Origin of the sequence: Pseudomonas sp. DWP2-2, assembly GCF_049897065.1 — a bacterium.
Classification (GTDB): domain Bacteria; phylum Pseudomonadota; class Gammaproteobacteria; order Pseudomonadales; family Pseudomonadaceae; genus Aquipseudomonas; species Aquipseudomonas paracarnis.
In genome coordinates this window covers 165,753-181,317 of record NZ_JAFCVN010000010.1, presented here as the reverse complement: position 1 = coordinate 181,317, position 15,565 = coordinate 165,753, and the positions used below count along the sequence as shown (strand labels likewise).

Below are 15,565 nucleotides of genomic sequence, written 5' to 3'. Positions count from 1 at the left end.
CAACCACTTGCGCTTGCGATCTCTCGTAAGCGGGAGGCGAATTCTACAGCGTTACACGCTGCTGTCAACACCTCTTTTTCAACTTCCTTTTGGCTTCGATGAACTGAAGCAACTTGCTGTCGAAAACTTCATAACTCATTGTTTACCAAGGAGTTTTCCGTTTCGACTGCGCCGGAAGTGGGGCGAATTATAGGCTTCCAGAATCTGCCGTCAAGGCTTAATTACGCTTTTGTGGCAGAAGGCGCTTTTTTAGCAATAAGGCGAGGGATTCGACGCATTACCGGCGGCACCCGCATCAACAGAAGTAGCGCACCTATAGAAGCGTAGATAGCCCACTCCTTCAGATCCGCCCGCACTATCCATAGCATGTGCAGCAAACCGAGCCCAAGAATCACATAGACCAGACGATGCAGCTTCTTCCAGCGACTACCCAACCGACGCTGGCTATAGCGGTTCGACGTAACGGCCAACATAAAGAGAGCAACAAACCCCAGCGCCCCCACAATGATGTAGGGCCGCTTGCTCAACTCTACGCCGAGCTGCGACCAATCCAGCCCCAGGACAAACACACAATAGGCCGCCAGGTGCAGCACAACATAAGCAAAGCACCACAGCCCCAACTGTCGTCGCACTGCTATCCACCCCCCCCAACCGCTCAACTTCTGCAGCGGCGTCATAGCAAGCGTGATCAGCAATAAAATGAGCGTCCCCAAACCCAGGCGATCAACGAGCACCTTGCCTGGATCTGGCCCCAGCGCAGAACTCCATGCTTCATACAGCCAGAGCAATGGCCACACTGCTGCGGCTACAAACACGCCGATGCGCCAGATGGGATAGCGCATCAGTAGTTCTTCCGCAGATCGAGGCCTGTATATAAAGAAGCGACCTCATCCGAATAGCCATTGAACATCTGCGTCTCGCGCACATTCGGACTAAACAGGCCGCTCGGCAGACGGCGCTCCCGCGCCTGGGTCCAGCGCGGGTGATCGACCGTAGGATTCACATTCGCATAAAACCCATACTCATCAGATGCAATACTCTGCCAGGTCGTTTTCGGCTGCTCACTGACCAGACTGATACGCACGATGGACTTCACACTCTTGAAGCCATACTTCCACGGCACCACCAAGCGCAACGGTGCACCGTTCTGGTTAGGCAACTCCCGCCCGTACATGCCCACAGCGAGGATCGCCAACGGATTCATCGCCTCATCCAGGCGCAGCCCTTCCACATAAGGCCAATCGATCAAGCCGAAACTTGAGCGTTGCCCAGGCATGCTCTTGGGATCCTGAAGGGTTTCAAAACGGATGTACTTGGCTTTGGAGGTTGGCTCGACCTGCTTGAGCAACGCCGAGATGGGAAAGCCTATCCACGGAATCACCATGGACCATGCCTCGACGCAACGCAGGCGGTAGATGCGCTCTTCCAGCGCATAGGGTTTCATGAAGTCTTCCAGGGCATAGCGCCCAGGTTTTGCGACTTCACCATCAATCACCACACTCCAGGGCTGCGTCTTGAGCGAGCCCGCATTCGTTGCCGGGTCGCCCTTGCCTGTCCCGAACTCATAGAAGTTGTTGTAGTGAGTTGCATCCTTGAATGGCGTGATTGCCTCATCTTTGACCGTCACCGACTGCCACTTCGCATTCGGAAGTTTTTCCGTAAACCAGTTGGGCGCACTGCCCGGCTCGACGTCGGCATACCGCGAAGCATCGCCGGCACTGGCCCAACGCGGCAAGCTGCTGGCGGCAATACCGGCAAGCGCACCACCGAGCAGGCTGCGGCGAGAGAGATAGAAGGATTCAGGCGTGACATCCGATTCGTGACAATCGGACGCTTTGGGCAATTTGATTAACATGGTAACTCCGCAGCGTTGGAGAACTGATGCACCAATAGACTGCGGAGTATGGGGGAAATTACATTAAGACAATGTTTTGTCCCGACGCAGACGCAACAAGTACTGAATCGGGCCAGAAGCCGCATAGGCCAGGAACGCCAGCAGCAGGATACGCGGTGGATCACTGAACACGACCGCGAACACCAGCACCACCACAAGGATGGCCACGAAAGGCACGCGGCCCTTGAGATCAAATTCCTTGAAGCTGTTGTACTTGATGTTGCTGACCATCAGCATGCCGGCCGCTGCCACCATCAGGGCAACCAGGAACGACATCTTCGACCCCTGAATCCCGTAGTCACTGAACGCCCAGACAATACCCGCAACAACACCCGCCGCTGCCGGGCTGGCAAGGCCGATGAAGTAGCGCTTGTCGGCAGTCCCCACCTGGGTATTGAAGCGCGCCAGGCGCAAGGCGGCACCCGCGACATAGATGAAGGCAACCATCCAGCCAACCTTGCCCATGTCACCCAATGCCCAGGCAAATGCCAGCAATGCGGGGGCAACACCGAAGGCGACCATGTCCGACAGCGAGTCGTACTCGGCGCCGAAGGCACTTTGGGTATTGGTCATGCGCGCCACGCGCCCGTCCAGGCCGTCGAGCACCATGGCCACGAAAATTGCGATAGCAGCAAAGCCAAAGTATTTGCTGGCACTCGCCGCATCACCGGCCGCCAGCGCACTCTGGGCACTCATGGAGTTGATGATGGAATAGAAACCGGCAAACAGGTTCGCCGTGGTGAACAGATTGGGCAGCAGATAGATGCCACGATGCCGGACTTTGCGGCCTTCGGCGTCATGCCCTTCTTCGACATGTTCATCGATCGGCAGCATGCTTTCGGCGTCGGAAGCCTGGTTTGGCTCTTCGGGACGTTCGCTCATGGACTTTACCTTGCAACGGTGTGAAAAAATTCGACAGATACTTGCAGCGAGTGTTCGCCTGCAAACGATGCAGCTTTATACCAGAACCAACCCCTCAAACGAAAAAACGCGGCCTAAGCCGCGTTTTCCCTTGATGCGTACGACTTAGTTCTTGGCTTTGTCGACGATCTTGTTGGCACCGATCCACGGCATCATGGAGCGCAGTTGCTCGCCGATGACTTCGATACCGTGAGCGGCGTTGTTACGACGCTTGGCGGTCATCGAAGGGTAGCCGGTAGCGCCTTCGCTGATGAACATTTTGGCGTATTCGCCGTCCTGAATACGTTTCAGGGCGTTGCGCATGGCCTGACGGGACTCGGCGTTGATCACTTCCGGACCGGTCACGTACTCGCCGTACTCGGCGTTGTTGGAGATCGAGTAGTTCATGTTGGCGATACCGCCTTCGTACATGAGGTCAACGATCAGCTTGAGTTCGTGCAGGCATTCGAAGTAGGCCATTTCCGGCGCGTAGCCAGCTTCAACCAGGGTTTCGAAACCAGCTTTTACCAGCTCAACGGTACCGCCGCACAGAACGGCTTGCTCACCGAACAGGTCAGTTTCGGTCTCGTCCTTGAAGGTAGTTTCGATGATGCCGGTACGACCGCCACCCACGCCAGCAGCGTAGGACAGTGCAACGTTCTTGGCGTTGCCCGACGCATCCTGGTAGATCGCGATCAGGTCAGGGATACCGCCGCCTTTGACGAACTCGGAACGCACGGTGTGGCCCGGTGCTTTCGGCGCGATCATGATCACGTCGAGGTCAGCGCGCGGCACGACCTGGTTGTAGTGAATCGCGAAGCCGTGGGAGAAGGCCAGGGTAGCGCCCTTCTTGATGTTCGGCTCGATTTCGTTCTTGTACAGCGAAGACTGGAACTCGTCCGGGGTCAGAATCATGACCAGGTCGGCAGCCGCGACAGCAGAAGCAACGTCAGTCACTTTCAGGCCATGGGCTTCAGCCTTGGCGACAGTGGCCGAGCCTTTACGCAGGCCAACAGTCACGTCCACGCCGGAATCTTTCAGGTTGCACGCTTGGGCGTGGCCCTGGGAACCGTAGCCGATGATGGCGACTTTCTTGCCCTGGATGATCGACAGGTCACAATCTTTATCGTAATAAACTTTCATGAGGTTCCTCTATATATCCAGGCCGTAAGGCCATTCGCTAATTGGGTTAGATGCTGAGTACTTTGTCGCCACGGGCAATCCCGGTGACACCACTGCGTACAGTTTCCAGAATCGAGGCCGTCCCGATCGACTGGATGAAGCTGTCCAATTTGTCGCTGGTACCGGTCAGTTGAACGGTATAAACGCTGGCGCTCACATCGACGATCTGCCCGCGATAAATATCGGTAGTGCGTTTGATCTCGGCGCGCTGGGCACCCGTGGCCTTGACCTTGACCAGCATCAGTTCGCGCTCGATGTGAGCGCTTTCCGACAGGTCGACCAGCTTGACCACTTCGATCAGCTTGTTGAGGTTCTTGGTGATCTGCTCGATCACCTCATCGTGGCCTACGGTGGTCAACGTCAGGCGCGACAGGGTCGGGTCTTCGGTCGGGGCCACGGTCAGGCTTTCGATGTTGTAGTTGCGTTGCGAAAACAGGCCGACAACACGGGACAAGGCGCCGGGTTCGTTCTCCAGAAGCAGGGAGATAATATGCCGCATGATTAAGTACGCTCCGTCTTGTTCAGCCACATGTCGCGCATAGAGCCGTCTTTGATCTGCATCGGGTAGACGTGCTCGCTGGTATCCACCTGAATATCGATGAACACCAGGCGGTCCTTCATGGCGAACGCTTCTTCCATCTTCGGCTTCAGATCTTTCAAATCAGTGATGCGAATGCCGACGTGGCCATAGGCTTCAACCAACTTGATGAAATCCGGCAACGATTCCATGTAGGAATGGGAGTGACGGCTACCGTAGCTCATGTCCTGCCATTGACGAACCATGCCGAGCACGCCGTTGTTCAAGCAGACGATCTTCACGGGAAGACCGTATTGCAGGCACGTCGACAGTTCTTGGATGTTCATCTGGATGCTGCCTTCGCCGGTGACGCAGGCAACGTCGGCATCCGGGAAGCTCAGTTTCACCCCCATGGCCGCAGGGAAACCAAAGCCCATCGTGCCGAGGCCACCGGAGTTGATCCAGCGGTTAGGCTTGTCGAACTTGTAGTACTGCGCCGCGAACATCTGGTGCTGGCCCACGTCGGAGGTCACAAAGGCGTCGCCCTTGGTCACTTCGCACAGGGTTTCGATCACGGTTTGTGGCTTGATGATGCTGCCGTCGCCCTTGTCATAAGGGAACAGGCCGCGATCACCGCGCCATTCGTCGATCTGCTTCCACCAGCTGGCAACGGACTCCTTGTTCGGCGTTTCGCCGATGTCCTTGAGTGCAGCGACCATTTCGGTCAGTACACTTTCTACAGGCCCCACGATTGGCACATCGGCCTTGATGGTCTTGGAGATGGACGCCGGGTCGATGTCGATGTGGATGATCTTGGCATTCGGGCAGAATTTGCTCGCGCCGTTGATCACTCGGTCATCGAACCGCGCGCCCACGGCCAGGATCACATCGGCGTGGTGCATGGTGAGGTTGGCGGTGTAGCTGCCGTGCATGCCGAGCATGCCGACAAACTGACGGTCCGAACCCGGGAATGCGCCGAGGCCCATCAGGGTGTTGGTCACCGGCAGGTTGAGCAGCTTGGCCAGCTCGGTGAGTGGCGCGGAACCGCCGCCCAGAATCACGCCACCGCCGGAGTACAACACGGGGCGCTTGGCCGCCAGGAGCATTTCTGCCGCCTTGCGGATCTGCCCCGAGTGCCCACGGACGGCCGGACTGTAGGAACGCAGCTTGGCTTTCTTGGGAAAAACGTATTCGAATTTTTCGGCCGGGTTGGTCATGTCTTTCGGGATATCGACCACCACAGGGCCCGGGCGACCGGACTGTGCGAGGTAGAACGCCTTTTTCATGACTTCCGGGATTTCCGACGCGTGCTTGATCATGAAGCTGTGTTTCACGATCGGGCGGGAAATACCGATCATGTCGGTTTCCTGGAAAGCGTCGGTGCCGACCATGGTGCTAGGCACCTGGCCAGAGATGATCACCATCGGGATGGAGTCCATATACGCAGTCGCGATGCCGGTGATGGCATTGGTTGCGCCTGGGCCGGAGGTTACCAGTACCACGCCGGCTTTACCGGTGGCACGGGCGTAACCGTCAGCCATATGGGTCGCGGCCTGTTCGTGGCGAACCAGGATGTGGGTAACAGCCGGTTCCTTGAACAGTGCGTCGTAGACATGCAGCAGAGCACCACCTGGGTACCCGTAGATATAGTCGACGCCTTCGTCACGCAAAAAGCGGACGAGCATCTCACCGCCAGATAAAAGCTCCACGTTGTTCACCTCTAAAACGCCAGAATACCGTCCGTTAAAAAACCGACGGGTCTTAATAGGTTTACTTCTCAACAGAGCATGAGCGACGGTGGTCGCCGACTACGTCAGCACTGACTGAGCAAGTATTGGGATCGTCCCAAGTGTTGCGGGCTTTTCCCACCCAGCGCGAGGTAACGCGTTGCGGGTGTTACAGGTCGGCGCGGATGTGCGCCTCATGATCTGCTGAGCGGGCCTGCTTCTGGCAGTCCCGATACAGCGGACTTTGGATTCTTCTGTTTCACGCCCTTCAAGTCAAGCAATAATTGCGCTTTTTTCCAACTAAGCGCATGAGAACGCAGAAGAAAGGGCTTTGAGGAGGGATAAAACTCGCCTGAATGTCGTCAAGCGGTAGAAATGTGCGCAAGACTGCCGGAAAAACCGGCAGTCAGGCAATTAACGAGCGTCGGCGATCAATTGATCGAACTTTTTCAGCGCGTTACGCAAGCCGAGGCTCTCCCGCGGCCGGTCGGCGTAGACCATCTCGGCCATTTCCAGGATCCCCGACGCATTCGGCAAGGGCAGGTCCTGTTCCAGGATCTGCTTCATACGCGCGAGGAAGATCCACTGCAGCCACTGGTGGAAGTCCAGAGTATCGACAGAAAAAGGTTCGACACTGCTGAGGGCTTCAACACTGGGGGATACTTCATCCCACCAGCCCTGAACGCGCAGTTCGCGCTCGATCAACAATAACTGCTCGGCAATCGCGGGAAAACGCGCATCCATCAGAGGCTGACCTTGGCTTTTTGCCGCGCCTGGGCGGCACCCGCTGCATCGCCCTGGGCGGCACGCGCATCCCCGATCAAGGCCCACAGGCTGGCTTGCAGGTCTGGGCGCCCATTGGCCAGGCTCAGGCCACGGCGAGCGAATTGCTCCGCCTGGGGCGCATCGCCCTGAGCCATGCGCACCTGGGCCAGGCGATAGAGCACTTGTGGCTCACGCGGCGCCACGCGCTGGGCACGTTCAAGGCTCGACGAGGCGCCATTCAAATCGCCACCCGCCTGCTGCTGCTGAGCGGTGGTGAGCAACGCCAGCACCGGGCCATCAAGTTGTTCGTCCGCCGACAACCCGCCCGCACTGGACGATGACGGAATACCGCTCGGCGTCGAAGGCATGTTGTAGGTGCCCTGATTGACCGGCGCGGTTTGAATCGGCGTGGAGTTCACCGGCCCGGAAGTGCTTGGGCCTGGGGTCCATGGCTCGGCACTGATAGGCGCCGAGGTTGCAGCCCCACTGCCGGGCACCATCACTACGACGCCGGAATCCTGGGGAATTGCCTGGGTTGCAGCTTGGGCAGGCCGTTTGACCACGGTCTGACGGAAGCCGCCATTGGCCGAAATGCGGTCGTTATTGGAAACGGACGTGCTTGAGTCCACCACAGGGATAGAGCCGCGCTGCACGCTGGAGCAACCGCCGAGCAAAACCAGAGCCGTAATTGCTGGAATCCACAACTTGTTCACTTGAAACCCTCTTTGCTTAATTCATCCAGCCCTTGACCCAATCCATCACCGATTCCGCGTCAGCAGGTGTACTGCCACCGCACGCGGCACCGGGTGGTGGTTCGCTGCCGCGAATATACGGCATCTGCACCGCGCCCGGACAGTTGGCATCGGAGCCTTGGCCGGTGTGCGGATCAATCCAGGCCTGCACAATATTGTCCGGCTGCGGCATGTTGAGCGGCAACGGGTCAGCCTTGCGCATGAAACTGGTCCATACCTGCAGCGCGCCGGTGGCACCGGTGAACGGCGTCTTGCCATTGTCGTCGCGCCCCAGCCATACCACGGCCAGTACATCCTGGCCGAACCCTGCGAACCAGCTGTCGCGGGAGTCGTTGCTGGTACCGGTCTTGCCCGCCAGGGTCAGGTTCGACGGCAGCACGCTGTAGACCGAACGCCCGGTACCCTCGCGCATCACGCGCTGCATGGCGTTCTGGATCAGGTAGATGGAGCCCGCGTCGAAGCGCTGCTGAATCTGGAACGGGTAACGCTTGAGCGGTTCGCCATCGGCGGTCAGCACACTGCGAATACCGCGCATCGGCGTATTGAAGCCACCATTGGCCAGGGTCTGGTACATGGTGGTCACTTCCATCGGCGTCATGGCCGCAGCGCCCAGGAGCATGGACGGGAACGCCGGGAATTCACGTTCGACTCCCAGTCGCGCCAGAGTCTTCAGCACGTTCGGCACACCCACTTCAAGCCCCAGACGCGAGGTCGAGATGTTGTAGGAATGCGCCAATCCTTGATACAGGAACACCGTGCCATGGGAACGACGGTCGAAGTTCTTGGGCGTCCATACCTGGCCATCCGCGCCTTTGATCGACAGCGGGTCATCGGACAGCCAACTGGTCAGCGTGTACTTGCTGGGTTTTTCCAGTGCAGTGAGATAAACCGCAGGCTTGACCAGCGAGCCAATCGGCCGCACGGCATCCAGTGCGCGGTTGAAACCGGCGAAACTGGCCTGGCGGCTGCCGATCATGGCCTGGACCTCCCCGGTTTCCGGATTGGTCACGACCATGGCGGCCTCGACTTCATCCGAGCCCTTACGGCCAGTCAGGCGCTTGAAGGTGTCGTTGACCGACGCTTCGGCCTTCATCTGCAAGATGGGGTCGAAGCTGGTGAAGATCCGCAGCCCCTCTTCGGTCAAGTCTTCGTCGCGGTAGTCTTCGCGCAGTTGGCGCTTGACCAGGTCGATAAAGCCCGGGAATGAGCTATCCGCCAGCTTGCCGCGGGTTGTCACACCCAGTGGCATTTTCTTGGCAGCGGCCACTTGCTCAGCGGTGGCGACACCCTGCTGCTCCAATACATCGAGCACCAGGTTGCGACGTTCAAGCGCACGCTCCGGGTTGCGGCGCGGGTTGTAATAGGACGGCCCCTTGACCATCCCCACCAGCAACGCAACCTGATGCAATTTCAACTCGGACAACGGCTGCCCGAAGAAGAACTGGCTGGCCAGGCCGAAACCGTGCACGGCGCGCTGGCCATCCTGACCGACGAATACCTCGTTGAGGTAAGCCTCGAGGATTTCCTGCTTGCTGTAATGCAGCTCCAGCAACATCGCCATCATGGCTTCGGTGAGTTTACGGGTCAGGCTGCGTTCGTTGGTCAGGTAGAAGTTCTTGACCAGTTGCTGGGTCAGCGTACTGCCGCCCTGGGTCATCTTGCCGCCGGACGTGTTGACCCAGATAGCACGGGCGATCGACTTCGGCGACACACCCCAGTGGCTATAGAAATCGCGGTCTTCGACAGCGACCAGGGTTTCCAGCAGATACGGCGGTACCTGATCGAGCTTGATCAGGATGCGATCTTCAAGATTTTTCGGGTAAATACCGCCGATCAGCAACGGTTCAAGACGCACCACCGGCAGCTTGGAGCCATTGAGCGACGACAGCTCAGCCACATAGTCGCCAGAGAAACGCACGCGCACCGGCTGGGCTTTTTCCAGGCCTTCGTAGAACTGGAAGCCACGGGTGTTCAGGTCGACGGTATTACCGCTGACCGCCGCAGCGCCAGGGCCATTGCTCACGGGTTCGCGGCGGTAGCCCAGCGCATCGAGCTCGGTAAGGAAGTCATCCTTGCTCAGCTTCTGGCCGGAGAACAGCTCCAGCGGGCGTGCATACACCTTGGCCGGAATCGTCCAGCGCTTGCCGGAGAATTTTTCCTGCACCACGGCATCGAGGTACACCGCAAGGCCGGCGACCGCCACAAGGCCCACCAGGCCAAGCTTGATCACCCAGCCCAGCCAAGGGCGCGGGCCGCGGGAAGGAGGTTTTTTACGGGAACGGGGAGATCGGGTTCGAGTCATGGCGGCGGATTATACGCACTTTATTGATGATCAACATGAGCCGGACAGCGGTTTGCACGACTGGCATCAGCAGCCATAATGCCCCCCATGATTTTCCCCAGACTTTGAAGGATCGCCCGTGAGCCAGACCCTGATCGCTGCCCTGCAAAACCCGGCCTTGTACCCTCATCCGGTTGAAGCGTTTCAAGTCATCGAGACCCATATTTCCTGGGTGATACTGACGGGGCCCTACGCTTATAAGCTGAAGAAACCGATGAACTTCGGCTTCCTGGACTTCACCAATCTGGACGACCGCGGGCATTTCTGCCGCGAGGAACTGCGCCTCAACCAGCGCCTGACCGAAGATTTGTATCTTGAAGTGTTGCCGATTACCGGCACTGCCGAGGCGCCGCAACTGGGTGGCGACGGCCCGGCCATCGAGTACGCGCTGAAAATGCGCCAGTTCCCGCAAAGCCAGATGCTCAGCACCCTGCAAGCCAACGGCGAACTGACCAGCGCGCACATCGATGAGATGGCCAAGCAGATCGCCCAGTTCCACCTCAACGCCCCCAAAGTCCCGCAAGATCACCCCGCCGGCACGCCGGAAGAGGTGATGGCTCCGGTACGCCAGAACTTTGACCAGATCCGCCCGTTCCTCAGCGACAAGGCCGACCTGACTCAGCTGGAGGCTCTGCAAGCCTGGGCTGAAAGCAGCTTCGAACGCCTCAAGCCTTTGCTTGCGCAGCGCAAGCTCGATGGCTATACCCGCGAATGCCACGGCGACATTCACCTGGGCAACGCCACGCTGATCGATGGCCGCGTGGTGATCTTCGACTGCATCGAGTTCAACGAGCCTTTCCGCTTTACCGACGTGTACGCCGACACCGCTTTTTTGGCGATGGACCTGGAAGATCGCGGCCTGAAGTGCTTGGCACGGCGCTTCATAAGTCAGTATCTGGAATTGACCGGCGACTACCAGGGCCTGGAGCTCCTGAACTTCTATAAAGCCTACCGTGCATTGGTGCGCGCCAAGGTTGCGCTGTTCAGCATGCCGAGCGAAGCCAACCCCGTGCAACGCGCTACCACCCTGCGCCAGTACCGCAACTACGCCAACCTGGCGGAAAGCTACAGCACCATCCCCTCGCGCTTCCTGGCAATCACCCATGGCGTTTCAGCGGTGGGCAAGAGCCACGTGGCCATGCGCCTGGTCGAAGCCCTGGGCGCGGTGCGCCTGCGTTCGGATGTAGAGCGCAAGCGCCTGTTTGGCGAACAACAGGTAGAGAACACCCTGCAGGCCGGTATCTACAATCAGGACGCCAGCGCTGCCACCTACACACGTCTGAACGAGATTGCCGACACCGTGCTGCGCGCCGGCTACCCGGTGGTGCTGGATGCCACTTTTCTGAAACGCGCACAGCGTGAGGCCGCCGCTCAGGTTGCCGAAGCCACTGGGGCGCCGTTCCTGATCCTCGACTGCAACGCCCCGCAAGCCGTTATCACCAGTTGGCTGGCACAACGCCAGGCGGATAAAAACGATCCGTCTGACGCCACACTGGCCGTTATCGAAGAACAACAAGCCAGTCGTGACCCGCTGACTGCCGAGGAGCTGCTGCTCAGCAAGCGTGTGGAGACCAATGAAAGCGGGACGCTCGACGCGTTGGTCGGGCATATCCGTCAACACCTGCCGGGCCTGTAAGAAATATTTCTTGGTCGCGTCGTCGTCTTCGGCGCGCGACCCAGCGATAGTGGCACTATAATGGCTCTATAACGCCAACCAGAGTCGCGATCATGAGTCAGCCAAAGCTTCTTGATACCCCGCTCTACGCCTTCCTGCACAAGGACGACATCCGCGGCTTCAACCAGGAGCGCCCTGAAAATGGCCCCATCGACATGCGCGGTGGCGACTTTCGAGGGCTGGACCTGCGCGACCTGAACGCCACCGGTATTGACTTCACCGACGCCTATTTTCGCTCTGCCGACCTGCGCGGCCTGGACTTGCGTGGCTGCTCACTGGAAGGCGCCAGCCTGGCCCATGCGCAGATTTCGGGTGCTTATTTCCCGCCCGAACTCACGGCTGACGAAATACTCATGTCGGTCAATTTCGGCACTCGCCTGCGCTACCGCACCAAGTAACCCCACACACCGAGTACCGGCCAGCCCCCCCTGCCTGCCGGGCACTTTGCGCCTGCCTGCGAGCAAGCGCCGTCGCGCCATCCTTATAAGCTTTTCAGCCCTTTCTGACCAAAGAACCACGCTTTTCCTACTGAGCGCTACACTCATTTTCAGGCTGCCTGGTCACGACACCCACCGCACCATTCGGCCAACGCAAGGAGGCTTGATGAACGATGAGCTGCAACACCTGAAAAACCTTGGCAAGACGTCAGCGCAGTGGCTGCATGCGGTGGGCATCCACAGCGCGTCCGACTTGCGTCGGCTAGGGGCGGTCGATGCCTACCGAGCCGTGCGCACGCGCGGGTTTCGAGCTTCGAAGGTTCTGCTGTATGCCATTGAAGGGGCATTGATGGATGTGCACTGGAACGACATACCCACGGAGCGCAAGGAGGCCTTGAACCGTCAGTTGGAAGCGATCTCAGTACATCAGAAGAACTAGAGCGGCACTCAAACCCAGTGTTGATGGGCATTGCAAACGAGCGTTTGAGAAAACTGGATGAAGCAGGAAAACAAATGTTGACTCTCAAATGAGAATCGTTATGATTATCACAACTGGTCGCGAGATCAGCCGATAACTGAAAGACCATTGGTTCGGACTCTCAGATTATCTCCTCATCAGGCTAATCACGGTTATTTGACCCGGCTCTTGCCGGGTCTTTTTTTGCCCGCGAATTAACCGGCCTTAACGCGCAATGATCAACGGATGCCCACGCTCCGGATGCGGCTGTACCAATACATCCAGACCGAATACAGCCTTCAGTGGCTCTGGTTGCAGGACTTTAGAGGGCGTATCCAACGCGTGGGGGCGGCCGTTTTCCAGCAACAGGATCCGGTCGCAGTAGCGCGCCGCCAGGTTCAAATCATGCAGGATGACCAGCACCGCAGCGCCTCTGTCGGCAAAATGTCGGATAGCTTGCAAGGTGGTGTGTTGGTGCAGAGGGTCGAGCATTGATGTGGGCTCATCCAGCAGCAACGTCTGCCCTGCCTCACCCGGCCATAACTGCGCCAATACCCGTGCCAGGTGCACACGCTGCCGCTCGCCACCCGACAAGGCCAGGTAACTGCGGCCACTCAGGTGACCTACATCAGCAGCCTGCAGCGCGGCGTTGATGATTTCGTCGTCGCGCAATCGCCCGGTCTGATGAGGCAAGCGGCCCATGCCCACCACCTCTTCGACACGAAAGGCAAAGTCCAGGGTGGAGGATTGTGGCAGCACCGCCAGGCGCTGGGCACGCTGCACACCGGTCATGTGCTTGAGCGCCTGCTGATCCAGCCAGACCTTGCCCTGATCCGGCTGCAACTCCCCGCACAGCGCCCCAAGCAAGGTACTTTTGCCGGCGCCATTGGGGCCCAGCACGCCCAGCACTTCGCCCGGCAATAGGTCCAAGGTGACATCGGCCAGCACAGTCTTACCACCGCGCCGGATCTGCAATGCTTCTACCCGCAACATCAGGCGCGCCCTCGTAACAATAAATAGAGGAAAAACGGCGCACCGATAAACGCAGTGACAATACCGATCGGCAGTTCCGCCGGCGCCAACGCCAGGCGCGCCACCAGGTCCGCAAACAACAGCAGGCTCGCGCCCGCCAACACCGAGGCCGGTAACAACACCCGATGATCCGGCCCCGCCAGCAGCCGCACCAGATGTGGTACCACCAAACCGACAAAACCAATCATTCCCGCCGCCGCCACTGCGGCGCCAACACCCAAGGCCGTGCAAAACACCAACTCGCGCTTGAGCCCCTCGACATCAATACCTAGATGGTTGGCCTCGGACTCCCCCAACAGCAGCGCGTTCAGCGCCTTGGCCCGGCGCGGCAACCACAGCGCCACCCCTGCACTCACCAGCAGCAAGGGCCACAACCGCGAATAACTTGCGCCATTGAGGCTACCCAGGTTCCAGAACGTCAGGGTGCGCAAGGTGGCATCGTCCGCCAGATAGGTAAACAGGCCCACGGTCGAACTGGCCAGGGCCGTCAGCGCGATACCGGCAAGCAACATCGTCGCGACATTGGTCTGGCCATTGCGACGCCCCAGGCGATAGACCAATGCCGTGACGCCCAGGCCACCGAGAAATGCGCACAGCGACAACAGATACGGCCCGAAAGCATCCGGCAGCCCGCCAAAGAGCGAGCCACCGACAATCGCCACCGCCGCTCCCAGCGCCGCCCCGCTGGACACGCCGACCAAGCCAGGGTCGGCCAGCGGGTTGCGGAACAACCCCTGCATCGCCACGCCCGACAACGCCAGCACACCGCCGACCGCCAGCCCCAACAGGGTCCGCGGCAGGCGAATCTGCCCCAGGATCAACTCGGCCTGCTCCAACCCCTGGGCCTCAATCGGTACGCCCATCAGCCTTAACGCAGCCCTGAGCGTGTCCACTAACGGCAGGCTGACCGGCCCCAGTGCCAATGAGAGCCAGATCGCCAATACACACAGCAGCGACAGCCCGATAAACAGCGTTTTTGGCTTAACCAGAGTGGTCATGGAGCAGGCTTAGGCTGGGACGGATAAAAACCGGCAGACAGTTTCTCCAGGCTTTGCGGCAATCGGGGCCCAAGGCCGCCTACCAGCAAGGTCGGATCCAACTCAAACACGCGGCGACTCTTGGCTGCCGGCGTAGAGGCAAGGATCGGGTTTTCTTTGAACAAGGCTGCCCGCGCCGCGTCACCGGTCAGGGCGCGATCAGCAAATACCAGCACCTCAGGGCTCAACCCTGCCAGCGATTCGACGGAAAACGGCTTGTATCCCACATGCGTGGCGAGATTACGCCCCCCAGCCTGCTGCAACATCCAATCAGCGGCGGTGTCCTTGCCCGCGATCAGCGGCTTGCCACCGGCATGGCCGAGCAGCAACAGCACGCCTGGAGCTTTTTGTGTGGCCTGGGCCTTGGCCACCCAATTTTTTTGCTGTGCCAGCGCCTGCTCATACACGGCAAACAAGGCATTAGCCTGGTCCTCACTGCCGAGTAGTTTCCCCAGGTGTGCAAGGTTGCCTTTGAGCGTGGGCAAATCCGGCTGGGCCGAGAACATATCCACCTGCACCCCGGCACTGCGAATCTGCGCCAGCACCGGCGGAGGCCCCATTTCCTCCGTGCCCACAAGGATTTGCGGACGCAGGCTGAGAATGCCTTCGGCCGACAACTGCCGCTGGTAACCAATGCTCGGCAAGGCCTTGAGCGAGGCGGGATGCTGACTGGTGGTATCCACTCCCACCAACTTCGATTCACCGCCCAGGGCCGTCACCCACTCCGACAGCGCCCCACCGGCACTCACCCAGCGTTGCGGCAGTTCAGAGGCGTGCGCCCCAGGGTTGACCAGCAGTGAGGCAACAAGCGCAATAGCGCTGGTACTCAGGCGCATAACAGGGTTTCCT

Annotated in this window: 15 protein-coding genes; 3 read left to right on the top strand and 12 right to left on the bottom strand. The window is 59.2% G+C overall.

Going from position 1 to position 15,565, the window contains the following annotated elements:
- Positions 1–221 precede the first annotated feature (221 nt).
- The 9 genes from msrQ to mrcB all read right to left on the bottom strand — a co-directional run bounded on the left by msrQ (position 222) and on the right by mrcB (position 10,039).
- The gene (gene msrQ, locus ACP7CZ_RS21030) at positions 222–842 is read right to left on the bottom strand and encodes a protein-methionine-sulfoxide reductase heme-binding subunit MsrQ (protein WP_294169287.1); all 621 of its coding nucleotides are present in this window, start codon (positions 840–842) and stop codon (positions 222–224) included.
- On the bottom strand, positions 842–1,855 hold the full coding sequence (msrP, locus tag ACP7CZ_RS21025) for a protein-methionine-sulfoxide reductase catalytic subunit MsrP (RefSeq protein ID WP_259038335.1): 1,014 nt from the start codon (positions 1,853–1,855) through the stop codon (positions 842–844). Before msrP ends, msrQ begins: the two co-directional genes overlap by 1 nt.
- Before the next feature lie 63 nt (positions 1,856–1,918).
- On the bottom strand, positions 1,919–2,776 hold the full coding sequence (pssA, locus tag ACP7CZ_RS21020) for a CDP-diacylglycerol--serine O-phosphatidyltransferase (RefSeq protein WP_014719927.1): 858 nt from the start codon (positions 2,774–2,776) through the stop codon (positions 1,919–1,921).
- 144 nt (positions 2,777–2,920) lie between these two features.
- On the bottom strand, positions 2,921–3,937 hold the full coding sequence (gene ilvC / locus ACP7CZ_RS21015) for a ketol-acid reductoisomerase (RefSeq protein WP_003194132.1): 1,017 nt from the start codon (positions 3,935–3,937) through the stop codon (positions 2,921–2,923).
- Positions 3,938–3,983: 46 nt separating this feature from the next.
- Positions 3,984–4,475 carry an acetolactate synthase small subunit gene (gene ilvN, locus ACP7CZ_RS21010; protein ID WP_003176102.1) on the bottom strand — a complete coding sequence of 164 codons (492 nt, stop codon included), beginning with the start codon at positions 4,473–4,475 and terminating at the stop codon, positions 3,984–3,986.
- A gap of 2 nt (positions 4,476–4,477) precedes the next feature.
- On the bottom strand, positions 4,478–6,202 hold the full coding sequence (locus ACP7CZ_RS21005; protein WP_014719928.1) for an acetolactate synthase 3 large subunit: 1,725 nt from the start codon (positions 6,200–6,202) through the stop codon (positions 4,478–4,480).
- A gap of 432 nt (positions 6,203–6,634) precedes the next feature.
- Positions 6,635–6,964 (bottom strand): YqcC family protein, encoded by a 330-nt coding sequence (locus tag ACP7CZ_RS21000; RefSeq protein ID WP_057975454.1) that lies wholly within the window; start codon positions 6,962–6,964, stop codon positions 6,635–6,637.
- Positions 6,964–7,698: a tetratricopeptide repeat protein gene (locus ACP7CZ_RS20995; protein ID WP_034127026.1), complete on the bottom strand. Its 735-nt coding sequence runs from the start codon at positions 7,696–7,698 to the stop codon at positions 6,964–6,966. The genes ACP7CZ_RS21000 and ACP7CZ_RS20995 overlap by 1 nt, the downstream gene beginning before the upstream one ends.
- A gap of 16 nt (positions 7,699–7,714) precedes the next feature.
- Positions 7,715–10,039, bottom strand: a complete 2,325-nt coding sequence (mrcB, locus tag ACP7CZ_RS20990; RefSeq protein ID WP_057975455.1) for a penicillin-binding protein 1B — start codon at positions 10,037–10,039, stop codon at positions 7,715–7,717.
- A gap of 118 nt (positions 10,040–10,157) precedes the next feature.
- On the opposite strand from mrcB, the gene ACP7CZ_RS20985 reads away from it, so the two are divergent.
- The 3 genes from ACP7CZ_RS20985 (at position 10,158) to ACP7CZ_RS20975 (ending at position 12,629) form a co-directional block, all read left to right on the top strand.
- Positions 10,158–11,714 carry an AAA family ATPase gene (locus ACP7CZ_RS20985; RefSeq protein ID WP_294169185.1) on the top strand — a complete coding sequence of 519 codons (1,557 nt, stop codon included), beginning with the start codon at positions 10,158–10,160 and terminating at the stop codon, positions 11,712–11,714.
- Positions 11,715–11,806: 92 nt separating this feature from the next.
- Positions 11,807–12,151 carry a pentapeptide repeat-containing protein gene (locus ACP7CZ_RS20980; RefSeq protein WP_034127023.1) on the top strand — a complete coding sequence of 115 codons (345 nt, stop codon included), beginning with the start codon at positions 11,807–11,809 and terminating at the stop codon, positions 12,149–12,151.
- A gap of 205 nt (positions 12,152–12,356) precedes the next feature.
- Complete coding sequence (locus ACP7CZ_RS20975) at positions 12,357–12,629, top strand: TfoX/Sxy family protein (protein ID WP_003194139.1); 273 nt, start codon at positions 12,357–12,359, stop codon at positions 12,627–12,629.
- A gap of 243 nt (positions 12,630–12,872) precedes the next feature.
- On the opposite strand, the gene ACP7CZ_RS20970 is transcribed toward ACP7CZ_RS20975, so the two are convergent.
- The 3 genes from ACP7CZ_RS20970 to ACP7CZ_RS20960 are packed head-to-tail and all read right to left on the bottom strand — an operon-like array spanning position 12,873 to position 15,552.
- Positions 12,873–13,640, bottom strand: coding sequence for a heme ABC transporter ATP-binding protein (locus ACP7CZ_RS20970; RefSeq protein ID WP_054898033.1), 768 nt, complete (start codon positions 13,638–13,640; stop codon positions 12,873–12,875).
- Positions 13,640–14,677 (bottom strand): FecCD family ABC transporter permease, encoded by a 1,038-nt coding sequence (locus tag ACP7CZ_RS20965; protein ID WP_057975459.1) that lies wholly within the window; start codon positions 14,675–14,677, stop codon positions 13,640–13,642. Before ACP7CZ_RS20965 ends, ACP7CZ_RS20970 begins: the two co-directional genes overlap by 1 nt.
- A complete protein-coding gene (locus tag ACP7CZ_RS20960) occupies positions 14,674–15,552 on the bottom strand; it encodes a heme/hemin ABC transporter substrate-binding protein (protein WP_236280463.1) in 879 nt (292 codons plus the stop codon). The genes ACP7CZ_RS20965 and ACP7CZ_RS20960 overlap by 4 nt, the downstream gene beginning before the upstream one ends.
- Positions 15,553–15,565 lie beyond the last annotated feature (13 nt).

Bases quoted from the DNA above. Each gene is read 5' to 3' on its own strand.
- msrQ (WP_294169287.1), bottom strand. From the start codon at position 842: ATGCGCTATCCCATCTGGCGCATCGGCGTGTTTGTAGCCGCAGCAGTG.
- msrP (WP_259038335.1), bottom strand. From the start codon at position 1,855: ATGTTAATCAAATTGCCCAAAGCGTCCGATTGTCACGAATCGGATGTC.
- pssA (WP_014719927.1), bottom strand. From the start codon at position 2,776: ATGAGCGAACGTCCCGAAGAGCCAAACCAGGCTTCCGACGCCGAAAGC.
- ilvC (WP_003194132.1), bottom strand. From the start codon at position 3,937: ATGAAAGTTTATTACGATAAAGATTGTGACCTGTCGATCATCCAGGGC.
- ilvN (WP_003176102.1), bottom strand. From the start codon at position 4,475: ATGCGGCATATTATCTCCCTGCTTCTGGAGAACGAACCCGGCGCCTTG.
- ACP7CZ_RS21000 (WP_057975454.1), bottom strand. From the start codon at position 6,964: ATGGATGCGCGTTTTCCCGCGATTGCCGAGCAGTTATTGTTGATCGAG.
- mrcB (WP_057975455.1), bottom strand. From the start codon at position 10,039: ATGACTCGAACCCGATCTCCCCGTTCCCGTAAAAAACCTCCTTCCCGC.
- ACP7CZ_RS20980 (WP_034127023.1), top strand. From the start codon at position 11,807: ATGAGTCAGCCAAAGCTTCTTGATACCCCGCTCTACGCCTTCCTGCAC.
- ACP7CZ_RS20975 (WP_003194139.1), top strand. From the start codon at position 12,357: ATGAACGATGAGCTGCAACACCTGAAAAACCTTGGCAAGACGTCAGCG.
- ACP7CZ_RS20970 (WP_054898033.1), bottom strand. From the start codon at position 13,640: ATGTTGCGGGTAGAAGCATTGCAGATCCGGCGCGGTGGTAAGACTGTG.
- ACP7CZ_RS20965 (WP_057975459.1), bottom strand. From the start codon at position 14,677: ATGACCACTCTGGTTAAGCCAAAAACGCTGTTTATCGGGCTGTCGCTG.
- ACP7CZ_RS20960 (WP_236280463.1), bottom strand. From the start codon at position 15,552: ATGCGCCTGAGTACCAGCGCTATTGCGCTTGTTGCCTCACTGCTGGTC.